At 68.0% G+C, this 12,257-nt stretch carries 11 protein-coding genes; 8 read left to right on the forward strand and 3 right to left on the reverse strand.

All coding sequences use genetic code 11. The features are described 5' to 3' along the window. Positions 1-101 precede the first annotated feature (101 nt). A complete protein-coding gene (locus tag QM693_RS13565; protein WP_280782601.1) occupies positions 102-1,619 on the forward strand; it encodes a leucyl aminopeptidase in 1,518 nt (505 codons plus the stop codon). Between the two features lie 66 nt (positions 1,620-1,685). Here QM693_RS13565 and QM693_RS13570 read toward each other — a convergent pair whose 3' ends face one another. Further along, a complete protein-coding gene (locus QM693_RS13570; RefSeq protein ID WP_283352584.1) occupies positions 1,686-2,024 on the reverse strand; it encodes an oxidoreductase in 339 nt (112 codons plus the stop codon). Between the two features lie 329 nt (positions 2,025-2,353). Between QM693_RS13570 and sucB the strand changes: the two genes are divergently transcribed. From sucB to QM693_RS13595, 5 genes are all read left to right on the forward strand, one after another. Next, complete coding sequence (sucB, locus tag QM693_RS13575) at positions 2,354-4,081, forward strand: 2-oxoglutarate dehydrogenase, E2 component, dihydrolipoamide succinyltransferase (protein ID WP_283334230.1); 1,728 nt, start codon at positions 2,354-2,356, stop codon at positions 4,079-4,081. A 91-nt stretch (positions 4,082-4,172) separates the two neighbouring features. Next, on the forward strand, positions 4,173-5,063 hold the full coding sequence (locus QM693_RS13580) for a TIGR01777 family oxidoreductase (RefSeq protein WP_283352585.1): 891 nt from the start codon (positions 4,173-4,175) through the stop codon (positions 5,061-5,063). 48 nt (positions 5,064-5,111) lie between these two features. Beyond that, positions 5,112-5,882, forward strand: coding sequence for a lipoyl(octanoyl) transferase LipB (lipB, locus tag QM693_RS13585; RefSeq protein WP_283352586.1), 771 nt, complete (start codon positions 5,112-5,114; stop codon positions 5,880-5,882). Between the two features lie 52 nt (positions 5,883-5,934). Next, positions 5,935-6,945: a lipoyl synthase gene (gene lipA / locus QM693_RS13590; RefSeq protein WP_005561159.1), complete on the forward strand. Its 1,011-nt coding sequence runs from the start codon at positions 5,935-5,937 to the stop codon at positions 6,943-6,945. A gap of 73 nt (positions 6,946-7,018) precedes the next feature. Beyond that, complete coding sequence (locus tag QM693_RS13595) at positions 7,019-7,777, forward strand: DUF4191 domain-containing protein (protein WP_005247752.1); 759 nt, start codon at positions 7,019-7,021, stop codon at positions 7,775-7,777. Positions 7,778-7,842: 65 nt separating this feature from the next. Here QM693_RS13595 and QM693_RS13600 read toward each other — a convergent pair whose 3' ends face one another. Then, positions 7,843-8,319 (reverse strand): RDD family protein, encoded by a 477-nt coding sequence (locus tag QM693_RS13600; protein ID WP_280784820.1) that lies wholly within the window; start codon positions 8,317-8,319, stop codon positions 7,843-7,845. Between the two features lie 211 nt (positions 8,320-8,530). Here QM693_RS13600 and glnA point away from each other — a divergent pair, with 211 nt between their 5' ends. Then, positions 8,531-9,967: a type I glutamate--ammonia ligase gene (gene glnA, locus QM693_RS13605; protein ID WP_005247755.1), complete on the forward strand. Its 1,437-nt coding sequence runs from the start codon at positions 8,531-8,533 to the stop codon at positions 9,965-9,967. Positions 9,968-10,081: 114 nt separating this feature from the next. Here the strand turns inward: glnA and QM693_RS13610 are convergent, their stop codons facing one another. Further along, positions 10,082-10,768 (reverse strand): DNA alkylation repair protein, encoded by a 687-nt coding sequence (locus QM693_RS13610; RefSeq protein WP_283336606.1) that lies wholly within the window; start codon positions 10,766-10,768, stop codon positions 10,082-10,084. 231 nt (positions 10,769-10,999) lie between these two features. On the opposite strand from QM693_RS13610, the gene QM693_RS13615 reads away from it, so the two are divergent. After that, on the forward strand, positions 11,000-12,253 hold the full coding sequence (locus QM693_RS13615; RefSeq protein ID WP_283352587.1) for a multidrug effflux MFS transporter: 1,254 nt from the start codon (positions 11,000-11,002) through the stop codon (positions 12,251-12,253). Positions 12,254-12,257 lie beyond the last annotated feature (4 nt).

The raw sequence follows: 12,257 nt of genomic DNA on the forward strand, positions 1-12,257 counted from the left end.
CCAGGGCGCACCGGGTAGGCGACGGCGGACGAGCACTACCATCGGGACGGACGTCGACCATCCGACACCACCCGATCCCGAACCGCTGCAGGAGAGACACCGTGAGCACTCACACAGCCCGACCCCTCGGACCACAACTCGCCCTCGCCGGCACCGTCGGCAAGCGGGTGGACGTGCTGGTGATCGGGCTGACGTCGACCTCGGACGGCCCCGAAATCGCGCTCGGCGACGGCCTCGTCGACGAATCGGTGCTGGCCGGTCTGCTCGACACACTCGTCGCGGTGGGGGCCTCCGGCAAGGCGGAGGAGACGACCCGCATCCCCGCACCCGACACGCTTCCGGTCGACAGCGTGCTCGCCGTCGGACTCGGTTCCGCCGAGAAGCTCGACTCCGAGCAGATCCGCAAGTCCGCGGGCGCCGCGGCGCGATCGCTCAGTGGCGTCGGCACCGTCGCGACCACCCTGTCGGTACTCGATCTCGGTGCGGCAGCCGAAGGTTTCGCCCTCGGCGCGTACCGCTTCAACGAATTCAAGTCCGCGAAATCCGCCCCCGGCCCCGACGCACAGCCCGTCTCGCGGGTGGAGCTGCTGGTCTCGTCTCCGCGCGCGAAGGAGGCGAAGGAGACCCTCACACGGTCCGCGGCGATCGCCGACGCCGTCGCCACCGCCCGCGAATTCGTCAACACTCCCCCGAGCCACCTGTTCCCCGCCGAATTCGCCGACCGCGCAAAGACTCTCGGCACCGACGCCGGACTGAAGGTCGAGGTCCTCGACGAGAAGGCGCTCGAAAAGAACGGGTACGGCGGCATCCTCGGGGTGGGCAAGGGCTCCTCCCGGCTGCCGCGACTCGTCCGATTGACCTATTCGGCCAAGAAGCGGAACGCCCCCAAGGTCGCGCTCGTCGGCAAGGGCATCACGTTCGACACCGGCGGCATCTCCATCAAGCCCGCCGCAGGCATGGAGAACATGACGTCCGATATGGGCGGCGCCGCAGCCGTTGTCGCCACCGTGGTCCTCGCCGCCAAGCTCGGACTGCCCGTCGACGTCACCGCCACCGTGCCGATGGCCGAGAACATGCCGTCGTCCACCGCGCAGCGTCCCGGCGACGTCCTCACCCAGTACGGCGGAACCACGGTGGAGGTCATCAACACCGACGCGGAGGGACGCCTCGTCCTCGCCGACGCCATCGTCCGCGCATGCGAGGACGACCCCGACTACCTCATCGACACCGCGACCCTCACCGGCGCGCAGATGGTGGCGCTGGGCAACCGGACGCCCGGTGTCATGGGCACCGACGAGTTCCGCGACCGCGTCGCCGCCATCTCCCAGGAGATCGGCGAGAACGCGTGGGCCATGCCGATGCCCGCCGAACTTCGCTCGGACCTCGATTCGAAGGTCGCCGACCTCGCCAACGTCACCAACCATCGCTGGGGCGGCATGCTCGCGGCGGCCCTGTACCTGAAGGAGTTCGTCGCCGACGGCGTCCAGTGGGCGCACATCGACGTCGCCGGTCCGGCCTACAACTCGTCGGGACCGTGGGGATACACCGGCCGCGGCGGCACCGGCGTGCCCGTGCGCACCATGATCTCGGTGATCGAGGACATCGCCGCCAACGGATAGGCGCTCCGCGCCCGTGCGCCTTTCTGGTTGCTCCGGCTACCAGAAAGGCGCACGGGCCCGAAGGGCCTACAGGTCGCGCTCGCGTTCCCGCTTCCGCTCGATGCGGCGCCGCGCGTCGTGGTCACGCATCCGCTGCGGGTAGCCGGTCTTGCGGACGTCGTACACGGGGATGCGGAGATCCTCGCCGAGTTTGCGGGCGCCACGTTCACCGCCCACCCGGCGCCGGGTCCACTCGCCGTCCGCCGCGACGAGCACGACAGTGACTTCCGTCACTGTCGTCCGAGGTTCCACGTAGCCCTCCACACCGAGGTGCGTGCGAGTCCAGTTCGCGAGATATGCGGCGTCCTCCGGGGACGCCTGAGATCGGCCGGACCGAGGCCGCGAGAATCGGTCGAACAAGCCCACGTCGAGCCTCCTCGAGTGCGTGCGCCGGACGATGCCTGCGACTGTCCTCCAAGTTTGCCAGCGAACGCCCGGTTTCCGCCGCACACGAAAACTACTGGCCGGTAGCGATTACGTCGCGACACACCGGAGTCCCCGACGGGTGCCCCTCGGCGGACACGCCCGCCGGATCAATGGAAAGATGTGGAGCGCCGACACAGCGAGTGGGTGACGACGAATCGGAATTACCTGCAAGTAGACGCAAGACACGTGCATCTCGAAGCACAATGGTTCACGACCACAAGTCGACAAAATTCAACAACCCGAACACAACTGTCGAGGAGTCAAAAGACATGGCCTTCTCCGTCCAGATGCCAGCGCTTGGTGAGAGTGTCACCGAGGGAACTGTCACGCGGTGGCTCAAGCAGGAAGGAGACACGGTCGAAGTTGACGAACCCTTGCTCGAAGTCTCCACGGACAAGGTGGACACGGAAATCCCGTCTCCCGTGGCCGGCGTTCTCAGCAAGATCGTTGCTCAGGAAGACGACACCGTGGAAATCGGTGGCGAGCTTGCCGTGATCGGCGACGCCGGTGAGGCTCCTGCCTCCGACTCCGCTCCCGCACCCGCCGCCGAAGAGCCCGCCGCCGAGCCGGCTCCCGCCGCGGAGGCGCCTGCCGCCGAGCCTGCGCCCGCAGCATCCGGCAACGGTTCCGCCGAGGGCACCGCCGTGAAGATGCCCGAACTGGGCGAGTCCGTCACCGAGGGCACCGTCACCCGCTGGCTCAAGGCCGTCGGCGACGAGGTCGCCGTGGACGAGCCGCTCGTCGAGGTATCCACCGACAAGGTCGACACGGAGATCCCGTCCCCCGTCGCCGGTACGCTCCTCGAGATCAGCGCCGAGGAAGACGACACCGTCTCCGTCGGCGGTCAGCTCGCCGTCATCGGTTCGGGTGCGCCCGCCGCCAAGCCGGCCGCGGAACCGAAGCCCGAGCCGACCCCCGAGCCCGCGAAGCCCGCTCCGGCCCCCGAACCCGCGAAGCCCGAACCCGCGAAGAGTGCCCCGGCACCGGCAGCATCCGCGCCGGCTCCCGCAGCCGCCGCACCCGCTCCCGCGGCCACGTCCGGAGACAGCACCCCGTACGTCACCCCGCTGGTGCGCAAGCTCGCTGCGGACAACAGCGTCGACCTGTCCTCGGTGACGGGCACCGGAGTCGGTGGCCGCATCCGCAAGCAGGACGTCCTCGCCGCCGCCGAGGCCAAGAAGGCACCGGCCGCCGCTGCCGCGCCTGCTGCCGCACCGGCCGCCGCCGCTGCTCCCGCAGCCGCCTCCGCCGGGGTCCGCCCCGAACTGGCGCACCTGCGCGGAACCACGCAGAAGGCCAACCGGATTCGCCAGATCACCGCCACGAAGACGCGGGAGTCGCTGCAGTCCACGGCGCAGCTCACCCAGACCTTCGAGGTCGACGTCACCAAGATCGCGGCCCTGCGCGCGCAGGCCAAGAACACCTTCCTCGAGCGCGAGGGCGTCAAGCTCACGTTCCTCCCGTTCTTCGCGAAGGCCGTCGTCGAGGCGCTGAAGTCGCACCCGAACATCAACGCCAGCTACGACGAGGCGAACAAGCAGATCACCTACTACGACGCCGAGCACCTGGGCATCGCGGTCGACACCGACCAGGGCCTGCTGTCCCCCGTGATCCACAACGCCGGCGACCTGTCGCTGGCCGGACTGGCCCGCGCCATCGCGGACATCGCCAAGCGCGCCCGCTCCGGTGGGCTCAAGCCGGACGAGCTGTCGGGTGGAACGTTCACGATCACGAACATCGGCAGCCAGGGCGCCCTGTTCGACACCCCGATCCTCGTGCCCCCGCAGGCCGCGATGCTCGGAACCGGTGCGATCGTCAAGCGTCCCGTGGTCGTGACCGACGAGTCCGGCAGTGAAAGCATCGGCGTCCGCTCGATGTGCTACCTGCCACTCACCTACGATCACCGCCTCGTCGACGGTGCCGACGCCGGCCGCTTCTTGACCACCATCAAGCAGCGTCTGGAGCAGGGAGCGTTCGAGGCCGACCTCGGCCTCTGATCGTCACCGGACTTCGAGCCGAACGTAGTTTCGCAGGGGCACCATTTCCAGCAGGGATGGTGCCCCTGCGCTGTGAAGGAGGCTGTTGCACATGCGAGTGGTCATCGCCGGTTCCTCCGGGCTGATTGGCACCGCTCTCGTCTCGTCTCTCCGCGGCGACGGTCACGACGTCGTCCGCCTCGTCCGCCGGTCGTCCGCGGGTCCCGACGAGTCGCGCTGGGATCCGCAGAAGGACCGGATCGACACGGGGATCCTCGCGGACGCCGACGCGGTCGTGAATCTGTGCGGCGTCGGGGTCGGCGACAAACGCTGGACCGGGGCGTACAAGCAACTGATCCGGGACAGCCGCATCGCCGCCACCGACGTCCTGGCCGAGGGTGTCGCCGAGGCCGGGGTGCCCGTGTTCGTGAATGCGAGCGCGGTCGGCTACTACGGCGACACCGGCGACCGGGTCGTCGACGAGACCTCGCCCTCCGGGACAGGTTTCCTCGCGGACACCTGCCGCGACTGGGAGGCCGCGACCGCCCCCGCCCGCACCTCGAAGATCCGGACGGTTCTGCTGCGGAGCGGCATCGTCCTCTCCCCCCACGGCGGCCTGCTCGGCAGGCTGAAGACCCTGTACTCGTTCGGGCTCGGCGGCCGGCTCGGCAACGGCCGCCAGTACCTGTCGTGGATCTCGTTGGAGGACGAGGTCGATGCGATCAAGTTCGTCCTCGCCCGCGACGACGTCGCCGGACCCGTGAACGTCACCGGCCCGGCGCCCGTCACCAACGCCCAGTTCAACGGCGCCGTCGCGCGGACGCTGCGTCGCCCCGCGCCGTGGATCGTTCCCGGGTTCGCGCTCAGCGCGCTGGTCGGAGAGTTCGCGCAGGAAGGCATTCTGGCCGGACAGCGCGCGATACCCACGGTGCTCGAGAATGCGGGATTCCGGTTCCGGCACAACACCATCGGGGAAGGGCTCGACGCCGCCCTCATGCGGTGAACCCAGGTCGTGGTGGTGCCTCGGCGGCCCCGGCGTAACCTCTAGCGCATGAGCAGCGCGACACAATCCGCCCGTTTCAGCCCCTCCCCGATTTCCGTCGAACATCTCGGCACGATCGGGTACGTCGACGCCTGGGATCGACAGCGCGAGCTGGCGGCCGAACGCGCCGAGAACGCGGGCACCGACACGCTGCTCCTGCTCGAACACCCGGCCGTCTACACCGCGGGGCGCCGGACCGAACCCGAGGACCGTCCGACCGACGGCACTCCCGTCATCGACGTCGACCGCGGCGGGAAGATCACCTGGCACGGTCCGGGACAGCTGGTGGGCTACCCGATCGTCAAGCTGGCCGAACCGGTCGACGTCGTGCGGTACGTACGACGGCTCGAGCAGGCGCTGATCACCGTGTGCACCGACCTCGGCATCGACTGCGGCCGGGTGGACGGTCGCTCCGGTGTGTGGCTGCCTGCGTCCCTCGACAACGGGCAGTGGCTGCCCGAGCGCAAGGTGGCGGCCATCGGGGTGCGGGTACAGCGTGGTGTCGCACTGCACGGCTTCTCGCTCAACTGCAATTCCGTTCTCACGGGGTTCGACGCGATCATCCCGTGCGGTATCCGCGACGCCGGGGTCACGTCGCTGTCGCGGGAACTGGGCCGCGACGTCACGGTCGAGGAGGTCACGCCCGCAGTCACGGCGGCTGTCGTCGCCGCGCTCGACGGCGAACTTCCGGTGACCGAACACGACATCGAGCGGGTGACGTTCGACTCCGCCGGGACGACGTCCTCCGCGCCCACCTTCACTACTGTTCAGTACGGTTGACGACCGCTCCCCGGCCCGCCGGGTGCGACGGGCCGGGCGTACCATCGACCGCGTGACTGTGGCCCCAGAAGGACGCAAATTGCTCCGCCTCGAGATCCGAAATGCGGAGACTCCGATCGAACGCAAACCGAACTGGATCAAGACGAGAGCGAAGATGGGCCCGGAATACTCCGAGCTCAAGAGCCTCGTCAAGCGCGAGGGTTTGCACACCGTCTGCGAAGAAGCCGGCTGCCCCAACATCTACGAATGCTGGGAAGACCGCGAGGCGACCTTCCTCATCGGCGGTGAACAATGCACCCGCCGCTGCGACTTCTGCCAGATCGACACCGGCAAACCCGACGACCTCGACCGCGACGAACCCCGCCGCGTCGCCGAGTCCGTCCAGGCGATGGGCCTGCGCTACTCGACCATCACCGGTGTCGCCCGCGACGACCTCCCCGACGGCGGCGCCTGGCTCTACGCCGAAACCGTCCGCCTGATCCACCAGCTCAATCCCGGCACCGGCGTCGAACTGCTCATCCCCGACTTCAACGCCAAGCCCGATCAGCTCGCCGAGGTGTTCTCCACCCGCCCCGAGGTGCTCGCCCACAACGTCGAAACCGTCCCCCGCATCTTCAAGCGGATCCGGCCCGCGTTCCGCTACCAGCGCAGCCTCGACGTGATCACCGCCGCCCGCGAAGACAACCTCGTCACCAAGTCCAACCTCATCCTCGGGATGGGCGAAACCCCCGACGAGGTCACCCAGGCGTTGCACGACCTGCACGACGCCGGCTGCGACATCATCACCATCACCCAGTACCTGCGCCCGTCGCCCCGCCACCACCCCGTCGAGCGGTGGGTCAAGCCCGAAGAGTTCGTCGAGCACTCCAAGACCGCCGAGGAAATCGGGTTCGCCGGCGTCATGGCCGGACCCCTCGTCCGCTCCTCCTACCGCGCCGGCCGGCTCTACGCGCAGGCGATGGCCCACCACGGCCGCGAATTGCCTGCAGGACAGGCACATCTCACCGAAAGCGGCGATGCGTCGCAGGAGGCGAGTTCCCTCATGGCGCGGCTCGCCCGCTGACCTCCCCGCGTGCGCGGTGGTCGACACCGGACGGGTCATCACCGCGCACGGCCAGGGACGTATCCTGAAGAGCATGGCGAACGGCAGTAAATCCGGTAAAGCGGGCAAACCCAGTAAAGAAGCAAAGGCAGCCGCCAAGGCAGCCCGCAGGCAGGCGTCGAAGGAACGCAGAACTCAGCTCTGGCAGGCGTTCCAGATGCAGCGCAAGGAAGACAAGCTGCTGTTGCCGCTCATGCTCGGCACGCTCATCGGACTCGCGGTGGTGTTCTTCCTCGTCGGTCTGATCTGGGGCCTCCAGTGGTTCCTTCTCCCGATCGGTCTCCTCCTCGGCGTGCTCGGAGCGTTCATCATCTTCGGCCGGCGCGTCCAGAAGACGGTGTACGGCAAGGCCGAGGGCCAGGCAGGCGCGGCCGCCTGGGCGCTCGACAACATGCAGGGCTCCTGGCGCGTGACCAGTGCGGTCGCGGGCACCACGCAGCTCGACGCCGTTCACCGCGTGATCGGGCGCCCCGGCGTCATCCTCGTCGCCGAGGGATCGCCGCAACGCGTGAAGTCGCTCCTGGCCCAGGAGAAGAAGAAGACGGCGCGCCTCGTCGGCGACACCCCGATCTACGACATCGTCATCGGCAACGACGAGGGACAGGTCCCGCTGTCGCAGCTGCAGAAGCATCTGAACAAGCTCCCGAAGAACATCGACACCAAGCGGATGGACGCCATCGAGTCGCGGCTCGCCGCGCTCAGCAGCCGCGGTGGCGGCGCCGCACTGCCCAAGGGTCCGATGCCCGGCGGCGCGAAGATGCGTGGCGTGCAGCGCACCATCCGTCGTCGCTAGAAGCCTGTCGCCCCACTACTCCGCCCGATGTCGATCCGACATCGGGCGGAAGACGTTCCAAGGGGTCAGCGCGTGCGAATCAGGGCGGTGCCGGTGGCCCGGTCCTGCATGCCACGACCGTCGATGTCCGTGATGGTCCCGGGCACGACGAACACGAGCAGCGCCTGACGCACCAGGGCCCGGACGAAGCCGACACGGGCGGGTCCGTCCACCCGCGCCACCTGCATGCCGAGGAACAGCTGCCCCGGCGTGAAGGAGAACAGCGACACCGTGGCGACACCGACGACGAACCAGACGAGCAGAGTGAAGGTCGAGAACGGACCCTCGAAGAAGTTGTCGCCGATGATCAGTGCCGCGACGCCCGCCGACGACACCCAGTCGATCATCAGCGCGGCGAGACGGCGTCCCGTGCTCGCGAGCGAACCGGGACCTTCCGCCTGCAACCCGAGGCGCTCGCCCCGGAAGGACTGCGTCGTCTCGTCCGCGCCGTCCGGCAGTGCGGCCGAAGGTCCGGAAAGCCAGGAACCGGTGATACGTGCCATGCTGTCCAGGATAGGCGTCGCCTCTCCGAGGACCTCACACCGGAGGTTTGGGCTGTGTGCGCAGTCACAGCCGGTGTAAAAGCCCAGGAAGATTCGACGCGTAACACGGGCGAAACAAAAGGTTGACCAGCGGGCAACACCAAGTCCTTACCGTCTGGCTCGACGAATTCGCCAATATCCACTTGGCTGAAGCGACTTAAGGAGCACAAGCGTGGCGTTCACCACGGCCGAAGAGGTCATCAAGTTCATCAAGGACGAGAACGTCGAATATGTCGACATCCGGTTCAGCGACCTGCCGGGCGTGCAGCAGCACTTCTCGATCCCGGCGTCCGCGTTCAACCAGGACGTCTTCGAGGACGGCCTCGCGTTCGACGGTTCGTCCGTCCGCGGCTTCCAGTCGATCCACGAGTCGGACATGATGCTCCTCCCCGACGTCGCCACCGCCCAGATCGACCCGTTCCGCGCGGCCAAGACGCTGAACATCAACTTCTTCGTGCACGACCCGTTCACGCGTGAGTCCTACAGCCGCGACCCGCGTAACGTCGCGCGCAAGGCCGAGGAATACCTGAAGTCGACCGGCATCGCCGACACCGCCTTCTTCGGCGCCGAGGCCGAGTTCTACATCTTCGACTCGGTCCGCTACGACTCCGGCATCAACGGCGCGTTCTACGAGCTCGACTCCATCTCGGGTTCCTGGAACACCGGCAACGACGTGAACGCCGACGGCAGCCCCAACCTGGGCTACAAGGTCCGCCCCAAGGGTGGATACTTCCCCGTCGCTCCGTACGACCACTACGTCGACCTGCGCGACGAGATCTCCACCAACCTGCAGAACGCGGGCTTCGAGCTCGAGCGCGGCCACCACGAGGTGGGCACCGGCGGACAGCAGGAGATCAACTACAAGTTCAACACGCTGCTCGCGGCCGCAGACGACCTGCAGCTGTTCAAGTACATCGTGAAGAACACCGCCTGGCAGCACGGCAAGTCGGCCACCTTCATGCCGAAGCCGCTGTTCGGCGACAACGGCTCGGGCATGCACGTCCACCAGTCGCTGTGGAAGGACGGCAAGCCGCTGTTCCACGACGAGGCCGGCTACGCGGGTCTGTCCGACATGGCGCGTCACTACATCGGCGGCATCCTGCACCACGCACCGTCGCTGCTGGCGTTCACCAACCCGACGATCAACTCGTACCACCGTCTGGTGCCGGGCTACGAAGCCCCCATCAACCTCGTGTACAGCCAGCGCAACCGCTCGGCGGCCGTGCGTATCCCGATCACCGGCAACAACCCGAAGGCCAAGCGCCTCGAGTTCCGCGCCCCCGACTCCTCGGGTAACCCCTACCTGAACTTCGCGGCGCAGATGATGGCCGGCCTGGACGGCATCAAGAACAAGATCGAGCCGCAGGCTCCCGTCGACAAGGACCTCTACGAGCTCCCGCCGGAGGAGGCCCGCAACATCCCGCAGGCTCCCACCAGCCTGTCGGCCGTCATCGATCGCCTCGAGGCCGATCACGACTACCTCACCGAGGGTGGCGTGTTCACGTCCGACCTGATCGAGACGTGGATCTCGCTGAAGCGTGAGCAGGAGATCGCTCCGGTCAACCTGCGTCCGCACCCCTACGAGTTCCAGCTGTACTACGACGTGTGAGTCGATAGCTTCAGTCGAGCCCACCCGCGCCGCGATCACGACACCGATCGCGGCGCGGGTGGGCTCTTCTGCGTCCGGTCACAGGTGGCCGCCGCGGTCGTCGGGTCGAACCTTCTATTCGCCGCCCTGTCGGCGCACCATCTCGGTGATCCAGATGGGCGCGAACGGGGACGTGCAGCCCGGGGAGGTCGGGTAGTCCTTCAGCACCTCGAGGCGCTCACCGATGTCGAGTGCGCGGGCGCGGTACCCGGCGTGCTCGATCCCGATCTGGGCCAGGCAGTGGTTCATCGCCCACTGCAGGCGATCCGGGGCGTCTGTCATCTCCGCCTCGATGACGTCGAGCAGTCCCGCGAGGTCGAGGCCCTCGGGCTTCTTCGCCACGCGTTCGGTGGTCAGCGCCCAGCCGGCACTGGCGACCGCGGGATCCGGATCGGCGGACCACGCCAGGCGCAGGTCCTCGGCGTGCGGGTTCTTCTTCACCACGTAGTTCACGAGCCAGTCGTGCACCTTGGGTGCGCGCGCCTCGCGCAGCATGACGTCCAACTCGTCACGCTCGAACGCCTTCGGGCGGCAGATCAGGATCGCCAGCAATCGTGCCGCGGTATCACCCGTCTCCCACAGCCGGTACGCGAGTTCCTGCTGAGTCTTCAGCCTCTTCGCGAGCGCGCGCAGCTTCCCGAGGTTCACCCCGTGATCGTCACCGTGCTTCTCGTTCACCTCGCGTGCCTTCGGGTCCTCGAGCTCGGCCAGCTCGGCCATCACCTCGGCCACCGTGGTCTCCGTCAGCGCCGTCTCGGCCACCTGAGTCTCCTGTCCGTCACATGGGAGATTCAGCCTACGACGGACGCCGGCCCCCGTCGTGTGGTGCGTCGGTCCCCTGCCGACCGGTCCGGAACCTGCCCGAGCGCCGCAGGCCGCGTCGTATGATCCAGGGAACCGACCACACGGACCGTTGCGGACTTGCGGTCGAAACCTTTCGGGATACTTGCTCCGTTCTCCAGCCCCCTCGGGTCGAGAAGCAGGTGATGCGGGATGTCAGTGCCCACGACGCCGTCCGGTGTGCCGGTTCCGCGCCGTGTCGTGGTCATTCTGCTGCTGGTGATTCCGCTCAGCCAGATCCCGCTCGACATCTACACCCCGGCGTTGCCGCAGATGGTGCTCGATCTGGACTCGTCCGCCGCAGTGGTGCAGAACACGGTGACCGCCTACATGCTGGGCATGAGTCTGGCGTTCATTCCGGTCGGCCTGATCGCGGATGCGGTGGGCCGCAAACGAACTCTGGTGACCTGCCTGGCGATCCTCGTCGTCACCAGCGTGGGATGCGCAATCGTGCAGAACATCACACTCCTGCTCGGTCTGAGATCCGTGCAGGGTATCGGTGGGTGCGCGTGCCTCGTCCTCGCCTACGCGATCGCCGCCGACTGCTATCGCGGCGCCCGGCTCACGTCCGTGTCCGGTCTCCTCGGGGCTGCGTGGGGGCTGGCACCCGTTCTCGCACCCGCCGTGGGCGGGGTACTGGTGCAGTTCATCTCGTGGCGTCTGGTGTTCGGGCTGATCGCGCTTCTCGCGGCGCTCGCCGTTCCCCTCGTCGTCGCGGGACTGCCGGAGACCCTTCCGCCGGAACTGCGGGCACCGGTCGACGTCGGCGCCGCGGCGCGGGTGCTGGGTGCTGCCCTGCGCCACCGCATCTTCGTGGGGTTCGTGCTCGTGTTCGGATTGATGGCGTCCGCTCAGATGGTCTTCGGTGTCGTCGCGCCCTTCCTGTACCAGCAGATCCTGGGCTTCTCCCCTGCCGCCTACGGTGCGGTGGCGCTGGTCGTGGGCGGCGCGAACCTCCTCGGCGAACTCGCCTGCAGTGCGCTGGCTGTTCGGGTCGGCACCCGCCGGCTCGCGTTCGGCGCGTGGTGGGTGTTCGTGTCGGGCGCACTCGTACTCACCGTCACGGCCGGGCTGTCCGTCGTCACCGCACCGGCCATCACGATCGGCGCCTGCCTCGCGCTCGCCGGATGCGGGGTGCTCTGCCCGCAGATGTACGGGCTGGCCCTCGGACTGTTCACGCGCAACCTCGGACTGATCGGCGGTGTCGTCACGGCGGCCTGCTATCTCGTCGTCAGTGCGGCGATGGCCGTCGCCGGAGTGCTGCCGGAGAACAGCCAGGCACCGCTGGGCTGGCTGTACCTGACCCTGGGCGCGGGAGCAGGGATCCTGCTGCTCCTCACCACGTCCACCCGGCGGTCTCAGGGTTCACCCTCCGCCGCACCCGCACCACGACCAGAACGGAGGTGACCTC

The sequence above is a fragment of the Rhodococcus sp. IEGM 1305 genome, from assembly GCF_030058635.1.
Lineage (GTDB): Bacteria > Actinomycetota > Actinomycetes > Mycobacteriales > Mycobacteriaceae > Rhodococcus_F > Rhodococcus_F opacus_D.

Bases quoted from the DNA above. Each gene is read 5' to 3' on its own strand.
- sucB (WP_283334230.1), top strand. From the start codon at position 2,354: ATGGCCTTCTCCGTCCAGATGCCAGCGCTTGGTGAGAGTGTCACCGAG.
- QM693_RS13580 (WP_283352585.1), top strand. From the start codon at position 4,173: ATGCGAGTGGTCATCGCCGGTTCCTCCGGGCTGATTGGCACCGCTCTC.
- lipB (WP_283352586.1), top strand. From the start codon at position 5,112: ATGAGCAGCGCGACACAATCCGCCCGTTTCAGCCCCTCCCCGATTTCC.
- QM693_RS13595 (WP_005247752.1), top strand. From the start codon at position 7,019: ATGGCGAACGGCAGTAAATCCGGTAAAGCGGGCAAACCCAGTAAAGAA.
- QM693_RS13600 (WP_280784820.1), bottom strand. From the start codon at position 8,319: ATGGCACGTATCACCGGTTCCTGGCTTTCCGGACCTTCGGCCGCACTG.
- QM693_RS13615 (WP_283352587.1), top strand. From the start codon at position 11,000: ATGTCAGTGCCCACGACGCCGTCCGGTGTGCCGGTTCCGCGCCGTGTC.